Annotated in this window: 19 protein-coding genes; 8 read left to right on the top strand and 11 right to left on the bottom strand. The window is 64.7% G+C overall.

The window, feature by feature from the left end:
- Positions 1-332: 332 nt before the first annotated feature.
- The 5 genes from E8F06_RS05360 to dksA all read right to left on the bottom strand — a co-directional run bounded on the left by E8F06_RS05360 (position 333) and on the right by dksA (position 6,344).
- On the bottom strand, positions 333-1,760 hold the full coding sequence (locus E8F06_RS05360; protein WP_280364926.1) for a sigma-54 dependent transcriptional regulator: 1,428 nt from the start codon (positions 1,758-1,760) through the stop codon (positions 333-335).
- Positions 1,761-1,782: 22 nt separating this feature from the next.
- A complete protein-coding gene (locus E8F06_RS05355; RefSeq protein WP_280364924.1) occupies positions 1,783-4,737 on the bottom strand; it encodes a sensor histidine kinase in 2,955 nt (984 codons plus the stop codon).
- Positions 4,721-4,897: a hypothetical protein gene (locus E8F06_RS05350; protein ID WP_003095129.1), complete on the bottom strand. Its 177-nt coding sequence runs from the start codon at positions 4,895-4,897 to the stop codon at positions 4,721-4,723. The genes E8F06_RS05355 and E8F06_RS05350 overlap by 17 nt, the downstream gene beginning before the upstream one ends.
- A 61-nt stretch (positions 4,898-4,958) precedes the next feature.
- A complete protein-coding gene (gluQRS, locus tag E8F06_RS05345; RefSeq protein ID WP_280364922.1) occupies positions 4,959-5,846 on the bottom strand; it encodes a tRNA glutamyl-Q(34) synthetase GluQRS in 888 nt (295 codons plus the stop codon).
- A gap of 54 nt (positions 5,847-5,900) precedes the next feature.
- Entirely contained in the window at positions 5,901-6,344 is a 444-nt protein-coding gene (dksA, locus tag E8F06_RS05340) for an RNA polymerase-binding protein DksA (RefSeq protein ID WP_028630036.1), read from the bottom strand.
- A gap of 193 nt (positions 6,345-6,537) precedes the next feature.
- Here dksA and E8F06_RS05335 point away from each other — a divergent pair, with 193 nt between their 5' ends.
- Both E8F06_RS05335 and sfsA read left to right on the top strand, forming a co-directional pair.
- A complete protein-coding gene (locus tag E8F06_RS05335) occupies positions 6,538-7,713 on the top strand; it encodes a pyridoxal phosphate-dependent aminotransferase (protein WP_280364920.1) in 1,176 nt (391 codons plus the stop codon).
- Entirely contained in the window at positions 7,710-8,417 is a 708-nt protein-coding gene (gene sfsA, locus E8F06_RS05330) for a DNA/RNA nuclease SfsA (protein ID WP_280364918.1), read from the top strand. Before E8F06_RS05335 ends, sfsA begins: the two co-directional genes overlap by 4 nt.
- A 3-nt stretch (positions 8,418-8,420) precedes the next feature.
- Here the strand turns inward: sfsA and E8F06_RS05325 are convergent, their stop codons facing one another.
- From E8F06_RS05325 to E8F06_RS05310, 4 genes are all read right to left on the bottom strand, one after another.
- Positions 8,421-8,744, bottom strand: a complete 324-nt coding sequence (locus E8F06_RS05325) for a Rieske (2Fe-2S) protein (protein ID WP_226282651.1) — start codon at positions 8,742-8,744, stop codon at positions 8,421-8,423.
- Between the two features lie 87 nt (positions 8,745-8,831).
- Positions 8,832-11,129, bottom strand: coding sequence for a TonB-dependent hemoglobin/transferrin/lactoferrin family receptor (locus E8F06_RS05320; protein ID WP_280364916.1), 2,298 nt, complete (start codon positions 11,127-11,129; stop codon positions 8,832-8,834).
- Between the two features lie 115 nt (positions 11,130-11,244).
- The gene (locus E8F06_RS05315; RefSeq protein WP_280364914.1) at positions 11,245-11,424 is read right to left on the bottom strand and encodes a hypothetical protein; all 180 of its coding nucleotides are present in this window, start codon (positions 11,422-11,424) and stop codon (positions 11,245-11,247) included.
- A gap of 53 nt (positions 11,425-11,477) precedes the next feature.
- Complete coding sequence (locus E8F06_RS05310; protein WP_280364912.1) at positions 11,478-11,774, bottom strand: hypothetical protein; 297 nt, start codon at positions 11,772-11,774, stop codon at positions 11,478-11,480.
- Between E8F06_RS05310 and E8F06_RS05305 the strand changes: the two genes are divergently transcribed.
- From E8F06_RS05305 to E8F06_RS05280, 6 genes are all read left to right on the top strand, one after another.
- Entirely contained in the window at positions 11,773-12,066 is a 294-nt protein-coding gene (locus E8F06_RS05305) for an energy transducer TonB (RefSeq protein ID WP_280364909.1), read from the top strand. The genes E8F06_RS05310 and E8F06_RS05305 overlap by 2 nt on opposite strands.
- A 17-nt stretch (positions 12,067-12,083) precedes the next feature.
- Complete coding sequence (locus E8F06_RS05300) at positions 12,084-13,148, top strand: ChuX/HutX family heme-like substrate-binding protein (RefSeq protein ID WP_280364906.1); 1,065 nt, start codon at positions 12,084-12,086, stop codon at positions 13,146-13,148.
- A gap of 99 nt (positions 13,149-13,247) precedes the next feature.
- The gene (locus E8F06_RS05295) at positions 13,248-14,147 is read left to right on the top strand and encodes an ABC transporter substrate-binding protein (RefSeq protein WP_280364904.1); all 900 of its coding nucleotides are present in this window, start codon (positions 13,248-13,250) and stop codon (positions 14,145-14,147) included.
- Positions 14,148-14,197: 50 nt separating this feature from the next.
- Entirely contained in the window at positions 14,198-15,181 is a 984-nt protein-coding gene (locus tag E8F06_RS05290; protein WP_280365045.1) for an iron chelate uptake ABC transporter family permease subunit, read from the top strand.
- The gene (locus E8F06_RS05285) at positions 15,181-15,948 is read left to right on the top strand and encodes a heme ABC transporter ATP-binding protein (RefSeq protein ID WP_280364902.1); all 768 of its coding nucleotides are present in this window, start codon (positions 15,181-15,183) and stop codon (positions 15,946-15,948) included. Before E8F06_RS05290 ends, E8F06_RS05285 begins: the two co-directional genes overlap by 1 nt.
- An 18-nt stretch (positions 15,949-15,966) precedes the next feature.
- On the top strand, positions 15,967-16,851 hold the full coding sequence (locus E8F06_RS05280; RefSeq protein WP_280364899.1) for a ChaN family lipoprotein: 885 nt from the start codon (positions 15,967-15,969) through the stop codon (positions 16,849-16,851).
- Positions 16,852-17,126: 275 nt separating this feature from the next.
- Here E8F06_RS05280 and E8F06_RS05275 read toward each other — a convergent pair whose 3' ends face one another.
- Both E8F06_RS05275 and E8F06_RS05270 read right to left on the bottom strand, forming a co-directional pair.
- Complete coding sequence (locus E8F06_RS05275; RefSeq protein WP_280364897.1) at positions 17,127-17,927, bottom strand: cyclic nucleotide-binding domain-containing protein; 801 nt, start codon at positions 17,925-17,927, stop codon at positions 17,127-17,129.
- Positions 17,928-18,032: 105 nt separating this feature from the next.
- Positions 18,033-18,305: a TfoX/Sxy family protein gene (locus E8F06_RS05270; protein WP_151136930.1), complete on the bottom strand. Its 273-nt coding sequence runs from the start codon at positions 18,303-18,305 to the stop codon at positions 18,033-18,035.
- Positions 18,306-18,571: the final 266 nt, after the last annotated feature.

Genomic DNA, 18,571 nt, shown 5'->3' with positions numbered 1-18,571 from the left:
TGTGGGGCAAGCCCCAATGGCAACTCCTCTCCAAAAGAATCAGTTAGCTGCGCCTCCGCTGTCTTGTTTTTATTGTGCTGGAGTCGATACGTCTTGTTTTTATTGTGGGGTTCAGCGTTTGTTATTGTTGTTGTGCCGCAGATAAAGCAGATGCCGTGCCAACTTTTGAGATTCCTTGTAAATCAAGGGTTTGCGAGAGGTGGTGGCTGAGCGGTGGGCAAAAAAAAGCCGGGTTTTCGTTACCTTTAAACCCGGCTTTGTTACGTGATGTTAGGCGGGGTAACAGCGCAGGGAACCCTTTGTGTTCCCCCGGTGTCACCCACGCCGGGCGCTCAAGGCCCGGCTGCGGCGCCCGATTTGCGGCGCGGAATCCCCAGGCGCTGACGGCGTTCCCACAGGCATTTGCGGCTGATGCCCAGCTTGCGGGCCAGCTCGGTCTCGGTCATGTGGTCCTGATGCTCCAGCACGAAGTGCTGGAAGTAGTCTTCCAGCGACAGGTCTTCGGTGGGCTCGTGGGCGGTGTTGTTGGCCTGGGACGGAGCGGCGGTTTCGTTGAAGTCCTCTTCGTCCAGGTCGTCCAGTTCGATGTCGATGCCCAGCAGGTCCGCCGAGATGTCCGGGCTCTCGCACAGGATCACCGCACGCTCGATGGCGTTTTCCAGCTCGCGCACGTTACCCGGCCAGTTGTAGTGGCGGATGGCCTGTTCCGCATCCGTCGCGAAGCGCAGGCTGTCGCGCCCCATCTGGGCGCACTGGCGCGCCAGGAAGGAGCGGGCGATTTCCAGTACGTCGTTACCGCGCTCGCGCAGGGCGGGTAGCTTCAACGAAATGACGTGCAGGCGGTAATAGAGGTCCTCGCGGAACTGGCCGGTCTTGGCCAGGGTCTTGAGGTCGCGGTGGGTCGCCGCGATCAGGCGTACGTCGACCTTCTGCGACTGCACGGAGCCCACGCGGCGGATTTCGCCTTCCTGCAGGACGCGCAGCAGACGCGCCTGGGCTTCCAGGGGCAGTTCGCCGATCTCATCGAGGAACAGGGTGCCACCGTCGGCGGCTTCCACCAGGCCGGCGCGGCCGGCGGTGGCGCCGGTGAACGCGCCTTTCTCGTGTCCGAAGAGTTCGGACTCGATCAGGGTTTCCGGGATGGCGGCGCAGTTCACCGAAATCAGCGGTGCCTTGGCGCGGCGGGAGAGGTTGTGCAGTGCGCGGGCCACCAGTTCCTTGCCGGTGCCGGACTCGCCCTGGATGAGCACGGTCGAGTCGGTCGGGGACACTTTGCGGATCTTGCTGTAGAGCTCGAGCATCGGCGGGCAGGAACCGATGATGCCGATCTCGCCGTCGGCGTTGCTGGCTCCCGCCTTGTCGCCGCCACGGCTGGCGCCGGGGCGCTCGCTCGGGGCCGATTTGGCGTCCTGGCGCTCCTTGAGGATGCGAGAGACCGCCTGGAGCATTTCGTCATGGTCGAAGGGCTTGGCGATGTAGTCCACCGCGCCCATCTTCATCGAATCCACTGCCGAGCGCAGGCTGGCGTAGCTGGTCATGATCAGCACCGGGGTGCCCTGGGCCAGCTTGATCAGTTCGGTACCGGGAGCGCCGGGAAGGCGGAGGTCGCTGATGATGAGGTCGAAACCGGGAATGCTGTAGCGCTCCTGGGCTTCCTGGACGGAGCCGGCCTCGCTGACCTGGTACTGGTTACGTTCCAGCAGTCGGCGCAAGGCAGAGCGAATGATGGTTTCGTCTTCGACGATCAGAATATGTGGCATTAATTCGGCTCTCTAGACGGTCTCAGCTCACGGCGGATGTCGCTTCGACAAAACGAGGCAGCGTCACCCTGATTCGGGTGCCGCGCTGGTGCTCGGAGTCGGCCGGGCTTTCGATGGTTATCTGTCCATAATGCTCTTCCACGATCGAATAGACCAGTGCAAGGCCAAGGCCGGTCCCTTTCCCTGGGTCCTTGGTGGTGAAGAAGGGTTCGAACAGGCGATCCATGATCGCCTTCGGAATACCGCTGCCTTCGTCCTCGACGACGAGGTCGACGGTATGTTCCGAAGCTTCGCTGCGCACGCGGATGGCGCTGCCCACGGGAGAGGCGTCGCGGGCGTTGGACAGCAGGTTGATCAGCACCTGGGCGAGGCGCTGCGGATCGCCTTCGACGACATGATGCGGATCGCAGAGGTTGAAGAAGTTCACCTCGATGCTGCGCTTGTTCAGTGATAGCAGGCCGATGGCATCCTGGGCCACCTCGGCCAGGCACACCGGCTCGCTTGCCTGCTGGCGGCCGCCGGCATGGGCGAAACTCATCAGCGATTGGACGATACGGGTGACGCGCTTGGTCTGTTCGAGAATCTGGCTGCTGAGTTCCTTGATCTCCGAATCGCCCTCGCGCTCTTCTCGCAGGTTCTGCGCCAGGCAGGCGATACCGGTGATGGGGTTGCCGATCTCATGGGCGACGCCAGCGGCCAGGCGGCCGATGGAGGCCAGGCGCTCGGAGTGCACCAGCTTGTCTTCCAGCAACTGGGTGTCGGTTACGTCTTCCACCAGCAGCACCAGGCCGCTGCTGCCGGGGGCCAGGGGTTCTTCGATCGCCGCCTTGTGCAGGTTCAGCGCACGGACCTGACCATCCAGCGTCAGGCGCTGCTTGTGCAGGTGCTCGTCGGGCAGGTTGATGAAGCCTTCCAGCAAGCCCTTCCAGGGTTCGGTGATGGTGGACAGGCGAGATCCCACGACGCGCTGCGCCGGAATCTCGGTCAGTTCCTCCATGGCGCGGTTCCACATGAGGATTTCCTGATCCTTGGCCAGGGAGCAGACGCCCATTGGCAGCTCCTGCAGCGTCTGGCGATGGTAGCGGCGCAGGGCGTCCAGTTCGGCGGCCAGGCCCGTGAGGCGCGAGTGGTAGTCCTCAAGGCGGCTTTCGATGAAGTGGATGTCTTCGGTGACGTAGCCCTCGCTGCCGGATTTGTAGGGCAGGAAGGTTTCCACCATGTCCTGGGCCACGCTGGGGCCCATCAGGCCGGAAAGGTTGGCCTCGATCCGATCGCGCAGGCGGCGCAGGGCATAGGGGCGGCGTTCGTCGAACGGCAGGTGGAGGTCGCGTAGCGCCTGTTCCACTTCCTTCTGTGCAGTCTTGGCGCCCAGGGGCTTGGCCAGCTGGGTGGCGAACTCCTGGGGCGAGCTGGCCAGCAGTTCGCGGCGCTGCGGCCGGCGTACGTTGTCCACGGTGCAGGCTTCGGCAGCGCTGCATTCTTCCGGGCTGGCTTCGGTGAAGAGCGAAACCAGGGTGAAGATCAGCACGTTGGCCGCCAGGGAGGCGATGGCCGCGATGTGCCAGCTGGTGTCGTCGAGTACGTAGATGGCGTTGAACAGCGGCAGGTAGATGCCCTGCAGGTTGCCCACCAGCGGCAGCAGCATGGCGAACAGCCAGACGAGGAAGCCCGCCAGCAGGCCGGCAATGAAGCCGCGGCGGTTGGCGGTCGGCCAGTAGAGCACCGAGAGCGCGCCCGGCAGGAATTGCAGGGTGGCGACGAAGGCGACTATGCCGAGGTTGGACAAGTCCTGCTCGGCCCCCAGCAGCAGGTAGAAGCCGTAGCCCGCCATGATGATGAAGGCAATCAGCGCGCGGCGGGTCCATTTCAGCCAGCGGTAGATGTTGCCCTCGGCCGGTGGTTGGTAGAGCGGCAGCACCAGGTGGTTGAGAGCCATGCCGGAGAGCGCCAGCGTCAGCACGATGATCAGGCCGCTAGCAGCAGAGAGGCCGCCGACGTACGCGAGCAGGGCCAGTACCGGGTTATTCACGGCGATGCCGAGGCCCAGGGTGAAGTATTCCGGATTGGTGGTGGCGCCCAGCTTGAGACCTGCCCAGAGAATCAGCGGGATAGCCAGGCTCATCAGCAGCAGGAACAGCGGCAGGCCCCAGCTCGCGCTGACCATGGCGCGCGGGTTGAGGTTCTCGGTGAAGGTCATGTGGTACATGTGCGGCATGACGATCGCCGAAGCGAAGAACACCAGCAGCAGGGTCCGCCAGGGGCCTTCCTGCAGCGGGGTGTGCAGGGTGGACAGCGCGGCCTGGTTTTGCAGCAGCCAGAGTTCCAGCTCGCGCGGGCCGCCAAACACCCCATAGAGCGCGTAGAGGCCGATGGCACCCAAGGCTACCAGCTTGACCACCGACTCGAAGGCGATGGCGAACACCAGACCGGCGTGCTTCTCGCGGGTGGCGATATGGCGGGCGCCGAAGAGGATGGTGAAGAGGGTAATGAGCGCGCAGAAACTCAGGGCGACGCGGTTGTGCACCGGCTCGCGGGTGAGGATGCCGATGGAGTCGGCCACCGCCTGGATCTGCAGGGCCAGCAGCGGCAGGACGCCGATGATCATGATCACCGTGGTCAACGCGCCGGCCCAGGTGCTGCGGAAGCGGAAGGCGAAGAGGTCGGCCAGGGACGAGAGCTGATAGGTGCGGGTGATGCGCAATATCGGATAGAGCAGCACCGGCGCCAGCAGGAAGGCACCTGATACCCCGAGGTAGCTGGCGAGGAATCCGTAGCCGTATTGGTAGGCCAGGCCGACCGTGCCGTAGAACGCCCAGGCGCTGGCGTAGACGCCCAGGGACAGGGTGTAGGTCAGCGGATGGCGGACGATCCAGCGCGGGACGAAGCCCCGGTCACTGAGCCAGGCCACGCCGAACAGGGCCAGAAGGTAGGCAGCGCTGATCAGGATCAGCTGGGTGAGGCTAAAGCTCATCAGCATCGCGTTGACTCTGCAGAATGAAGGTCACCACGATCAGGATCAGCCACAGCAGGTAGGGGCGGTACCAGGCGCCGTTGGGGTCGATCCACCAATCCATGATGGCGGGGGAGAACAGGTAGATTCCCACCACCAGGAGCAGGACCAGTCGATAGATGTACATGCCACAAAATCTCGTCGTGTCTGTCGCGATGGTAGCGAATGCACCACCGGCGGGCGAGAGGCTAGCGAAGCTGCGCTTCGGCCAGGGTCCTGGCCCGCGGTATTCGCCCGGCATCCCAGTGGGTGATCCCCCATTCCAGCACTTCGCGGGGGCTATAGCCGGCCAGCTCGACTGGTGGCTCCTGGCCCAAGGCGCGCAGGGCGCGCGTCAGCAGCGGTCCGGCGCTGTCAGCCGGTAATGGCGGCGAGCGGTAGGACTTGCCGAGCTTGTGGCCATCCGGCTGGATGATCAGCGGAACATGCAGATAGCGCGGCTGGCTGAACCCTAGCAATTCCTGAAGATAGAGCTGGCGCGGCGTGGAATCCAGCAGGTCAGCGCCACGGACGATGTCGGTCACACCCTGCCAAGCATCGTCCAGCACCACGGCCAGTTGATAGGCGTAGAGACCGTCTCGACGGCGGATGACGAAGTCGCCGACTTCCCGCCCCAGGTGCTGGCGGTACTCGCCCTGGACGCGGTCGACAAAGTGATATTCCAGCTCCGGCACACGGATGCGGATGGCCGCGTCGTGCTGCGGGTGCTGGGCATTGCGGCAGATCCCGGGATAGACGCCCTGATTGCCTTCCAGCTGTTTGCGCGAGCAGGTGCAGGCGTAGGCGAGCCCCATCTCGTAGAGACGGTCGATCACCTTGGCGTAGACCTCATGCCGATCGCTCTGGCGGACCATTTCGCCGTCCCATTCGAAACCGTAATTCTCCAGGGTATGGAGGATCGCCGCCTGGGCGCCTTCGACTTCCCGTGGCGGGTCGAGGTCTTCCATGCGCAGCAACCAGCGTCCACCCTTTGCGCGGGCGTCGAGGTAGGAGGCGAGGGCAGCGACCAGCGAGCCGAAATGCAGATAGCCGCTGGGCGTGGGGGCGAAACGCCCGATATAGGCAGGGGACGTCATTGGGGGGCAGGGCCCTATAAAGCGACGGGGCGCCGTTGGCGCCCCGTTTCGGCATCAGGAGCCGAGCTGCTTTTCCTTGATCTCCGCCAGGGTCTTGCAGTCGATGCAGAGGGTGGCGGTGGGGCGGGCTTCCAGACGGCGGATGCCGATCTCGACGCCGCAGGAATCGCACCAGCCGTAATCGTTGTCTTCGATCAGTTGGAGGGTCTCGTCGATCTTCTTGATCAGCTTGCGCTCGCGGTCGCGGGCACGCAGTTCCAGGCTGAATTCTTCTTCCTGGCTGGCGCGGTCGGCCGGGTCGGGGAAGTTGGCAGCTTCGTCCTGCATGTGGTGCACGGTACGGTCCACCTCTTCCATCAACTCCTGCTTCCATTTGTTGAGGATGTTGGTGAAGTGAGCGCGCATGCGGTCGCTCATGTACTCCTCGCCCTTGGTCTCTTGGTAGGGCACGAAGCCACGAATCAACTGGCTGTTCTGTTGTTTTGCATTGGTGGGCATGGATGGCCGCCTCTCACTTTCTCTAATCCATTGCGCAGGATTATGGTCCATCGCCGGTCGTACCGGCCCTGCGGCTGCAAGCGGGCGAACTTACCAGATCAAATCCGGGTACGCTACTCCCCGCGTCGCACATGCTGCAGCGTCCAGGGACCATTGGTTAGAATCCTCTCTTTGCCTTAATAAAGGAAGGCCAATGGCCCAGTCCTACAGTGCGCGCAGCCGCGCCATCGAACCCTTCCACGTCATGGCCCTGCTGGCTCGCGCCAACGAACTCCAGGCAGCGGGTCACGACGTGATCCACCTGGAAATCGGCGAGCCGGACTTCACTACTGCCGAGCCTATCGTCCAGGCCGGGCAGGCAGCCCTGGCCGCCGGGCATACCCGTTACACCGCCGCTCGCGGTATTCCACAACTGCGCGAAGCCATCGCCGGCTTCTATGCATCGCACTATCGGTTGAACATAGACCCAGATCGCATTCTCATCACCCCCGGTGGCTCCGGCGCCCTGCTGCTGGCCAGCAGCCTGCTGGTGGACCCGGGCAAGCACTGGCTGCTGGCCGACCCCGGCTATCCCTGCAATCGCCACTTCCTGCGCCTGGTGGAAGGCGCTGCACAACTGGTGCCGGTCGGCCCCGAAACCCGTTACCAGCTGACCCCGCAACTGGTCGAACGGTACTGGGATTCCGACAGCGTGGGGGCATTGGTCGCCTCGCCGGCCAACCCTACCGGCACGGTGCTGCACGCCGACGAGCTGGCGGCCCTGTCGCAGGCTCTCAAGGCACGCGGCGGTCACCTGGTGGTGGACGAGATCTACCACGGCCTGACCTACGGGATGGAAGCCAGCAGCGTGCTGGAGGTTGATGACGAGGCGTTCGTGCTGAACAGCTTCTCCAAATATTTCGGCATGACCGGCTGGCGCCTGGGCTGGCTGGTGGCGCCGGCCGATGCGGTACCCGAACTGGAGAAGCTGGCGCAGAACCTCTATATCAGTGCGCCCTCGATGGCTCAGTACGCGGCTCTGGCCTGCTTCCAGCCGCAAACCCTGGAAATCCTCGAAGAACGCCGCGAAGAGTTCGCTCGCCGTCGCGACTACCTGCTGCCGGCCCTGCGTGAGCTGGGTTTCCGCATCGCGGTCGAGCCAGAGGGCGCCTTCTACCTTTATGCAGACATTTCCGCCTTTGGTGGCGATGCCTACGCCTTCTGCCGGCACTTCATCGAAACCGAGTACCTGGCCTTCACGCCGGGCCTGGATTTCGGCCGCCATCAGGCGGGCCACCATGTGCGCTTTGCCTACACCCAGGGCCTGCCGCGCCTGGAGGAGGCGGTGCAGCGCCTGGCCCGTGGCCTGAAAACCTGGGCGAGCCGATGAGGTTCTCCCCGGCCCTGGAGGAGGGCAGGCTGCTCAAGCGCTACAAGCGCTTCCTCGCGGATATCGAGACGGCCTCGGGCGAGTTGCTGACCATCCACTGCCCCAATACCGGGTCGATGCTGAACTGCATGAGCGAGGGATGCCGGGTCTGGTTCAGTCGCTCCGATGACCCCAAGCGCAAGCTGCCGGGAACCTGGGAAATCGTCGAGACTCCCCAGGGCCGGCTGGCCTGCGTCAACACGGCGCGTGCCAATGCCCTGGTAGAAGAAGCGCTGCGGGCGGGTGTGATCGTCGAACTGGCGGGCTTCGACAACCTGAAGCGCGAAGTGGCCTACGGGTTGGAAAACAGCCGCGCCGACTTCCGCCTGGATTTCGCCAGCGGTTCGGCCTTCATCGAAGTAAAGAGCGTGACCCTGGGCTTCGACGGCACGCCGGTGGCGGCCTTCCCGGACGCCGTGACCCAGCGCGGCAGCAAGCACCTGCGTGAGCTGGCCGCGCTGGCCCGTGACGGCGTGCGGGCCGTGCAGCTCTATTGCGTCAATCTTTCGGGTATCGACGCCGTGCGTCCGGCTGAGGAAATCGACCCGGCCTACGCGGCTGCATTGCGTGAGGCAGTCGCCGCAGGTGTAGAAGTGCTGGCCTATGGCGTGGAGCTGACGCCGGAAACCGTGCGCGTCAGCCGCCGCCTCGATGTGAGGCTCTGAGCCTCAGGCTTCGCTCAGGAGCCAGATGCCGTCGGCATCTTCGCGGCAGTCCAGCGGCTGCAGGACATCGCCGACACAGGGGCCGGTCACGCATTCGCCCGATTCGATCAGGAACAGTGCGCCATGGGCGGCGCACTGGATCAGACTGCCGCTGTGGTCGAGGAACTGGTCCGGTAGCCACTCCAGTGGAATGCCTCGGTGCGGGCAACGGTTTTCATAGGCATGGACCTGCCCATGCCGGCGCACCAGCATGAGTTTCAGGTCATCAACGACAAAGCCCCGGCTCTGGCCTTCGGCCAGCTCATCGGGGCGGCAAAGCAGGATCATCGGCATCTCCACGACAGGCGCGCATTATCGCGCGCCGCCGTGGCTTCCCCAAGAGGGGCACGTCCCTGTGCTGAAAGCTGAAAGGGGTCAGATCTCCCAGACCAGGTTGACCGAGGCGTTGCGGCCCGGCTGGGTGTAGCGGCCCAGGCTGCGGCTGCTGGCGTCCAGGCCCTGGACGTCACCCCATTGCCAGTACTGCTTGTCGGTCAGGTTGAACAGGCCGGCGTTGACCGAGAGGGCATCGGTGACCTGCCACCAGGTATTCAGGTCGAGGGTGCCGTAACCCGGCGTGGCGAACTGCTCGCTGATGCGCAGGCTGGCGTTGTTCGACTGGTCGATGCGGTCCTTGGCCTTGACCAGGGTCCAGGCCAGATCGCCGCCGAACTTGCCGGAGGGCTCCGCGTAGGCGAGGCCGATCACCGCCTTGAGCGGGTCGATGCTGTTGATCGGCGCGCCGGTTTCCTCGTTCTTGCCGCGGGCATAGGCGATTGTGCCGAGCAGTCGGGTGCCGGTCGGCAGGCCGAAACTGTCGAGGAAGAGCTCGCCTCGGGCCTCGGCGCCACGGATGGTCACCTTGTTCAGGTTTTGCGACTGGAAGGTGAGCAGGTTGTTGCCGGTCGGATCGGGGACGGTCACCTGCTCGATGAAGTCTTCATAGCGGTTGTAGAACAGCGCCACGCCGAAGCTGCCAGTGTCGTACTTGCCGCGCAGGCCGACTTCATAGCTGTCGCTGGTTTCCGGCTTCAGATTGGTGTTGGCGATGGTCTGGTAGCCCATGCCGGCGTTGACGAACTCACCGAAGATATCCACAGGCTCCGGCGCCTTGAAGCCGGCGGCGTACTGGCCGTAGACGCTGTGGGCGTCGTCCAGGCGATAGGTGACGCCGAGCTTGGGCGACAGCTGGTGATCGCTGAAGTTGGACGGGTTGCGGTCCACCGGGTTGCTGTTCAGGTATTCCGGCGTCACGTCGGGCCTGAGTTCGTAGTAGTCGTAGCGCAGGCCAGGCAGCAGGGTCCAGCGGCCGATCTCGATGCTGTCCTGGGCGAACAGGGCGTACTCGTGGGTGACCGGATCGGGGAAGTCGCTCAGCGGGAAGGTTTCCGCGCCGAATGAGGGCGGCAGGGATTGACCGGTGCTGACGCGAATCTCGTTGCCCTTGCGCAGGTCGCTGCTCTCCAGGCGCTTGAGGTCGACGCCGTAGATCAGGTGGTGCTGGGTATCACCCAGGGCGAAGTGCTTGTCCAGCTGGCTATTGAACGACCAGAGCTTCTCTTCGTAGACCGAGTCGCGGGTGCGCAGGCGTTCGAAGGCCGAGGCCGGCGGCACCGGGTTGCGGTTGAAGGCCACCCAGCTGTAGCGGTTCTGGTCGGTCTGCTGGCGAATCTGGCTGTCCTGGTGATTGAGCTGCCATTTCAGCTGATCGGCAAAGGCCGTGTTCAATTCCAGCTGGTGCTCCAGGCTGATGCGTTCGCGATCGGTGCTGTCCTTGGCGTTGCTGGCGGCGATCAGGGCATTGCTGAACATGCCGCCGCCAAGGGAAGTGGAGGTCAGGCTGGAGGCCTCGCTCAGCACGCGGGTATCGACGTCGTCCTGGAAGCGCTCGTAGGTCAGTTGCAGGCGGTCATTGCCGGCGTAGTTCCAGCCGATCTTGGCCAGCATGTTGTCGGTGGTGAAGTCCTGCGGGTTGGCTTCCTCGCGGCCGCTGCCCAAGCCGCCACGGCCGCCGAAGGTTTCGGTTTCGTCGCCGGTTCGGCGGCCGAGGTGGAGCACGCCATCCACGACGCCCTGACGACCAGCGAAGGTGGCGCTGCGCAGCCAGCTGTTGTCGGCACTGCTGTAGCCGGTCTTGAGACGGGCATAGGCGTCGTCACCTTCATCCAGGTAGTCGGCGGCATCCTTGGTCAGGAAGCTCACCGCGCCACCGATGGCGTCGCTGCCGTACAGCGAGGAGGCGGGACCACGGATGATTTCCACCTGTTTGACGATGTCCGGGGCGATGTAATTGCGCTGGGCGTTGAGGAACGGGCCGAAGTTGAACGCGTCCGGGACGGACACACCGTCCACCTGGGTCAGCACCCGATTCCCGCCGATGCCGCGGATAGTGAAGCCGGAGAGGCCGAATCGGCTGCCGGTGCCGCTCACCGAAACGCCGGGTTCATAGCGCACCAGGTCGCGGATGTTGTTCACGTTCTTCTGGTCGATATCGCGCTCAGTCTGCACGGTCACCGTGTTCGGCACCTCGTCGAGGCGCTGCTCGCTGCGGGTGGCGGTCACCGTCATGGTGTCGAACTGGGTTGCCGTCTTTTCGGCGGCCAGTGCGAGGGAAGGGCAGAGCAACAGCAGGGCAAGCCCGGATCGACGGGCAAAGGGCGGACGCAGCGCCATGGGGAGGCTCCCGGTAACAAGGGCGTACCAGCAGCCGACATGGGTTCGCCGGAGACTTTCCGGCGTCCTGGCATCCGTTTCCAGCGATATGTCCGCTTTTTCCGGGGCTTTTCCGTCAGGTCTTACTGGTGATCGCAGGTTGATATCGGCGCAGAACCATAATGACGTTGACATTCAAATGCAAATAATAATCAAATGAATTCGTATTAATAATTGGTCGGTCTCGATGCCGCGCTTCCTGCTCAGCTTCGCGCTTGTCCTGGCCCTGCACCTTGGTGTGGGCTGGCTGCTGCATGGGCTCCGAGCAGAGCCGGGCGTGGCCGTGCGAGCTCCCGAGGCGATGCTGATTCAACTGGTGAGCCCGGAACCGGCGCCCGTCCCGAGAGCAGCTCCGAAACCTGTGGCGCGCCCGTTGCCAGCCGCCAGGCCGGCGCAGTCGGTGAAGGCGCCGAGACCCGAGCCCAGGCCCATGGTGACGAGCAAGCCGCAGCCCGCGCCTGCCCGCCAGATGGCGAAGGCAGAGCCTGTGGAGCCGCGCTCCAGCGAAGCAGCAAGTGCACCGCCAACGAAGGCTGCCGATGCTGTCCCCAGCCACCGCGAGCCGCCGGCGCTCGCCAGTACGCCGGCGACCAGGGCGGCGGACATGGAAGTCTTCAGTCGTGAGCCTGAATTCCTCACACCGCCCAAACCGCCCATCTATCCGGCCCAGGCGCGCCGTCGCAACCAGCAGGGCCTCGTCCTGGTGGAGGCGCGGCTGGACGCAGATGGCCATCTGCGGGAGCTGAGGCTGCTTCGCTCCTCTGGCGTGGAAAGCCTGGATAGATCGGCCATGGATGCGGTCGCCAACTGGCGCTTCCGCCCTGAAACCCAGAACGGCCTGCCTGTGCCTAGCCGCGTGCACATCCCCATTGAGTTCGCCCTTTCGGCGAGTCGCTGAATCACAAGGAGCTTCAGATGAACCTGCAATCTTCGACCCCCAGCCCGGTTTCACCTCTCTACCAGGCCTGGCAAACCTTGCGTTCCGAGCAGCCGCGCCTACGCGCGCGGGATGCCGCCCAGCACCTGTCCGTCAGTGAGGCTGAGCTGACCGCCAGCCGCCTGGGCGTCGATACCGTGCGCCTGCGACCGGATTGGGCCAGCCTGCTGCCCGCGTTGGGCGAGCTGGGCTACATCATGGCGCTGACCCGCAACGAGCATTGCGTGCACGAGCGCAAGGGCTATTACCGGGAGGTCTCCGTGGCGGCCAACGGCCAGATGGGCCTGGTGGTGTCAGCCGATATCGACCTGCGCCTGTTCATGGGCGGCTGGGCCAGCGTATTCGCCGTGGCCGAGGAAACCCCGCGCGGTATCCTGCGCAGCATCCAGATCTTCGACCAGCAGGGCACTGCGGTGCACAAGGTGTTCCTGACCGGAGACAGCGAACTCGCCGCCTGGGAACCCCTGGTGGAGCGCTTCCGTGCCGAGGAACAGAGCGACGAGCTCGAGCTCCGGCCTCAGCCTGAACCCGTCCAGGCCCGGCCCGATGCAGAAATCGCTGTCGATTCCCTGCGTGAAGGCTGGGCAACGCTGAAGGACACCCACCACTTTTTTGCCCTGCTGAAGAAGCACGGTGCTGAACGCACCCAGGCGCTGCGTCTGGCCGGCAGCCAATGGGCCGAGAAGCTGGATACCGCCGAACTGCCGCGCCTGATGGAAGAGGCCGGCGCGCGCGAGGTGCCGATCATGGTGTTCGTCGGCAACCGTCATTGCATCCAGATCCACAGCGGTACCGTCAGCAACCTGAAGTGGCTGGACACCTGGTTCAACGTGCTTGACCCGGAGTTCAACCTGCACCTGCAGACTGCCGGCGTGACCGAGCTGTGGCGCGTACGCAAGCCCAGCACCGATGGTGTGATCACCAGTTGGGAAGCCTTCGATGCTGACGGTCAGCTCGTCGTGCAATTGTTCGGCGCCCGCAAACCCGGTATTCCTGAGCGGGAAGACTGGCGAGCCCTTGCGGAAAGTGCACCGGCACTCTGAGTTCGCGCCGCCAAGGGACCATCGCGTCCCTATCCAGGTCAGCGTCCTGTCAGCACAGGGCGTTGGCTTTTCCCGCATTCAGCGATGGAGTTGTTTTCGATGCATCTAGTGGTCAGGCTGGCCAGCCTCTGTGCCGGCATTCTGTTCTTCCACCAGGCTGCTCTGGCGGAGTCCCTGCCCCAGCGCTGGGTCAGCGCCGGCGGTTCGATCAGTGAATGGGTGGTTGCCCTCGGCGGGCAGGACAAGCTGGTGGGCGTGGATACCACCAGCCAGCACCCCGAGTCATTGAAGGCCCTGCCCAGCATCGGCTACCAGCGACAACTGGCGGCGGAAGGCATTCTCTCGCTGCGCCCTGACATCCTGGTCGGGACCGAGGAAATGGGGCCGCCGCCGGTGCTGGCGCAGATCGGCGCGGCCGGGGTGCGGATCGAGCGCCTGGCATCCACCCCCGATCTGCCCACCCTGGAAAAGAACCTCAAGCTGATCGGCGCCTTGCTCGGTGCCGAGGCGCGTGCCGACCAGGCCTTCGCCGAGTATGGCCAGCGCCTGAAGCGCCAGGCCGAGTGGGTGGCCAAGGTGCAGCAGACGCAGAAGGCACCCAGGGTGCTGTTCCTGCTCGGCCACTCCGGCAGCAGCCCGCTTGCGGCTGGCAAGGACACGGCGGCTGCCTGGCTGATCGAGCGCGCCGGTGGGCACAACCTGACCGATCACCAGGGCTACAAGGCTATCTCCAATGAAGCACTGGCGGCACTCGACCCCGATGTGGTGGTCATTGCCGATCGCCGCCTGGAAGGTGACGCCGCGCGCGAGGCGCTGCTCAAGCAGAATCCGGCCCTGGCCGCTACCCGCGCCGCCCGTGAGGGGCGCCTGCTCAACCTGGACCCGACCCTGCTGGTGGGCGGGCTGGGGCCGCGTGTGCCTGACGGCATGGCCGAGCTGTCCGCCGGCCTCTATCCTTCGGCACCGGCCCTGATCGAGAAAGCCCCGAGCCAGCCATGACTGCTTCCCTTCATTCGCGCCCATTGTTCATCTTCCTGGGCGTCCTTCTGCTGCTGGCGCTCTGGCTGTCCCTGGCGCTGGGGCCGGTGAGCCTGCCGCTGGGCGAGACGCTTCGCGCGGCGCTGCGGCTGGCTGGCTTGCCGTTTTCCGGAGAGGGGCTGGAACAGGCCGAGCTGATCCTCGGGCAGATCCGCCTGCCGCGCACCCTGCTCGGGTTGGCGGTGGGGGCGGTGCTGGCGCTGTCCGGCGTCGCCATGCAGGGGCTGTTCCGCAATCCCCTGGCCGATCCGGGCCTGGTAGGCGTGTCCAGTGGCGCCGCCCTGGGTGGTGCCGCGGCCATCGTCGGTGGAGCCGCACTGGGCGGCCTGCCAGATGCGTTCGCTCCTTACCTGTTGTCCGTCTGCGCCTTTGCCGGCGGACTGGGGGTGACCTTGCTGGTCTATCGCCTCGGGCGTCGTGATGGCCAGACCAGTGTGGCCACCATGCTGCTCGCCGGCATTGCCCTGACTGCGTTGGCCGGCGCAGTGATCGGCCTGTTCACCTACCTCGCCGACGACGCCACCCTGCGCAGCCTGACCTTCTGGAACATGGGCAGCCTCAATGGCGCGAGCTATTCGCGGCTCTGGCCGCTGCTGATCGTCACGCTGTTCGTGGTCTTCTGGCTGCCGCGTCGGGCCAAGGCGCTGAACGCCTTGCTGCTGGGCGAGTCCGAAGCCCGTCACCTGGGCTTCGATGTGGAACGGCTGAAACGCGAACTGGTGTTCTGCACGGCGCTTGGCGTGGGCGCTGCAGTGGCGGCGGCCGGGTTGATTGGTTTCATCGGCCTTGTGGTGCCGCACCTGGTTCGCCTGGTCGCCGGGCCGGATCACCGGGTTCTGCTGCCGGCTTCGGCCCTGGCCGGGGCCAGCCTGATGCTGCTGGCTGATCTGGCGGCGCGTCTGGTGCTGGCGCCGGCCGAACTGCCCATCGGTATCGTCACGGCGCTGATCGGTGCGCCGTTCTTCCTTTATCTGCTGGTGCGAGGGCGCCCCTGATGCTGCGCGTGGAACAACTGGACGTGCTGCGGGGCGGCAAGCGGGTGCTCGCGGGTGTCGATCTGGAGCTGCAACCTGGGGAAGTGCTCGGCGTGCTCGGACCCAATGGCGCGGGCAAGAGCACGCTGCTCGGTGCCCTTTGCGGTGAGGTGTCGGCGGCAGTCGGGCAGGTCAGTCTGGATGGACGGGCGCTGGCCGACTGGAGTGGTCCGCAGCGCGCGCGGCGTGTGGCGGTGCTGCCGCAAAGTTCCACCCTGAACTTCGCGTTCCGCGTCGAAGAGGTCGTGGCCATGGGGCGCATGCCTCACGATACCGGCCGGGAACGGGATGCCGAGGTGGTCGCTGAGGCCCTTCAGGCGGCGGACGCCAGCCACCTGGCGGGCCGCAGCTATCTGGCGCTCTCCGGTGGCGAGCGCCAGCGGGTACACCTGGCGCGGGTGCTGGCGCAGCTCTGGCCGGGCAGCGCTGGGCAGATACTGTTGCTGGACGAGCCCACCTCGGCGCTCGATCCATTGCACCAGCACACCACCTTGCAGGCCGTGCGCACTTTCGCTGATCGCGGTGTGGCGGTGCTGGTGATCCTCCATGACCTGAACCTGGCGGCGCGTTACTGCGATCGCCTGCTGTTGCTCGCCGATGGCCGGCCACATCTGTTGGGTTCGCCGGAGCAGGTGCTCCAGGCCGAACCCCTCAAGGCTGTTTTCGGCCTGGAGGTGCTGGTGCAGCGCCATCCGGAGCGGGGTCATCCCCTGATCGTCGCTCGCTGAATCGAACAAGGAACCTTCATGCGCGTTTTCCTGCTTTTCATCTGCGGCTTGCTGGCCGCCTGCCAGAGCCTGCCGCCGGTACCTGCCTGGCAAAGCCCCGAGGGCCGCGATAGCGCGGACCTGGGCGTAATCCGTGACCTGCGCACCGGCGAACGTCTGACGCCGGAGCAACTGGTCGACCGGCTCGCTGTCCAGCCGCGGGTGCTGGTCGGCGAGCAGCACGACAACCCGGACCACCATGCCTTGCAGTTGTGGTTGCTGGAGGCGCTGGAGTCCCGTCGCGACCAGGGCAGCCTGCTGCTGGAAATGCTCGATCCCGAGCAACAGGCCAAAGTGGATGCCGTGCGTCAGGGGCTGCTGCCGGCGGACCTGCCACAGTCGCTGGCCTGGCAGAAGAACTGGGATTGGGACCTGTACGGCCCGATCGTCCGTCATGCGCTGGTGCAGCCGTACCCGCTGCTGGCTGCCAACCTCGACCGCAGCGAGATAGAACGCATCTACAACGAGCGTCCGGTGTTGCAGGGCAAGCTCTCCACCGCCGATGCGGTACGCGGGCCGTTGCTGGAGCAGATTCGTGAATCCCACTGCGGAATGCTGCCGGAGTCCCAGATGCCGGCGATGCTGGCGGTGCAGCAGCAACGTGACCGGCGCATGGCCGAGCGGCTGCTGGCGGCACCCGGCCCGGCCATGCTGTTCGCTGGCGCCTACCATGTGCGTCGCGACCTGGGCGTGCCCCTGCATCTGGCGGACCTGGGCAAGCCTGATGGCAGCGCGGTGCTGATCCTGTCGGAAGTGGGCAAGCCGGTGGAGCGGGGCGCAGCCGACTTCGTCTGGTACACCGCGGCGCTGCCGCCCATTGATCATTGCGCCGATATGCTCAAGCAGATGGCGCCGACGCGCTGAGCTTCGGGATCAGAACCCGCGGGCAAAAAAAGACCCGGCAAATTGCCGGGTCCAAAACCGTGATTAGCCTGATGAGGAGATAATCTGAAGAGTCCGACTGCTTGGTCTCCCAGCTTACCGGCTGATCTCGCGATCAGTTGCGAGAATAATAACAATTCTCATTTTCAAGTCAAGCGTTGATTCGGGGGATTTCTTCATGCCCTGTCGCGCGATGCCCTGAAAGCAGTAACCCCGGCCTTGTGCCGGGGTTTCCTTTATCGGGTCAGGTGTCGGGGTCAGGCCCGCTCGGGCGACAGGCGCAACTGGGTGACTTCCTTGTTCAGCAGATCGATGCGGCGCGCCATGCTCTCGATGAGGCTGTGGGCGATGCGTGGATTGCTTTGCATCAGGCTGAGGAACTGCTCCTTGGGGATCACCATCACGGTGCAGGCCTCGCTGGCTACCACCGTGGCGCTGCGCCGCTCCCGGGTGAACACGGCCATAGCGCCGAAGATCTCGTCCTTCTGCACGTCGCCCACTTTCTGCCCATCGACGTACGCCTCGGCGTGGCCCTCGATGATGATGAACACGTGGTCGGCTTCGTCGCCCTGGTGAATCAGCTCTTCGCCTGCGGAGAAGTGCTGGAAACCGGTAGAGGGACGAACGTCAGGCTGTTTCAGTCGGGCCACGGCGTCCGAGAGCAGGGCGGTATGACCCACCAGGTACTGGATGAACAGTTCCTGGCGCTTTTCGTTGCCATAGATGTGCTTGAACACTTCACTGCGGCTGAACGGCAGCAGGCTGATGGGTTCGTCGCTGCTGTAGCGGCAGGAGGGCAGGTCGATGCCTTGGCGCAGACCGATCAGGTCGCCTTCCTGCAGATAGAAGAGGGGGCGTTCGTCGACTATGGCGTGGATCAGGCCATTCTCGATCAGGAACAACTGGTTGCCCGGCAGCATCGGCGCCAGGTCCTCGACCTGCTCCAATCGCAGCGCGGGGCCGCTCGGTTCCAGCCCGTCGAGCAACTGCCCAGGGATGCTCTGCAGTCTGTTGATCAGCTGGTCGGCGTAGGCCGGTTGCTCCCCGAGTAGGTACATGGCAGAAATTCCTTGAACTGACTGGAATGGCGTCGCACACGAAGGTCCCTGAAACAATAGGGACCTTCGCCTAGCTCGTAAATCTCTCTTGGCGGAGGTTGTGAGCTAGCTCTTGTTGTTGGCGCCTGGAGTGTCCAGTTGATGGTTCAGCTCTGCCTTGTGGCCGGGGGGCAGGTCATTCCAGTGAATATCCAGAAGGGCCCCCTCGATGGCGTAGAGCAGTACTTTCGAGGCCCTGAAGCCCCTGGCCCGAACAGCCTTGTAGGCGCCGACCGCACCGAGCCGGCGCAGGTCGGAGGCACTGTGGATGCCGACGGCATGCAGCCACTGTGCTGAAGTCTTGCCCAGGTTCTTCATGTGTTGCAGTTCGTCGTTCATCGAGCCTCCTTGCGATGGATTGGGCGCGAGAGGGGCAGGGCTGTGGATAAGTGTAGCGGCCATTCGTAGTGCGTGGCCTTGTGCTATCGCTCAATCCTCGTGCGCTTCCTGCACGGATAACGATCACTGCTGACGATAGGGCGGGTCGCTTCGTTCGGGCGGAGGTGCCAACGGCCGGCGGGGATGTCGGCAATTGGAGGGAGAAGATCCTGCTGCGCGGCTGAGGGCGACTCAGCCGGCAGTATAGAAGCCGCGCCGGATGTTGC

It is taken from the genome of Pseudomonas sp. BN411 (genome assembly GCF_029871235.1).
Taxonomy (GTDB): Bacteria; Pseudomonadota; Gammaproteobacteria; order Pseudomonadales; family Pseudomonadaceae; genus Metapseudomonas.
Note: the sequence above shows the minus strand (reverse complement) of the source record. Positions and strands in the feature narration are given on the sequence as shown.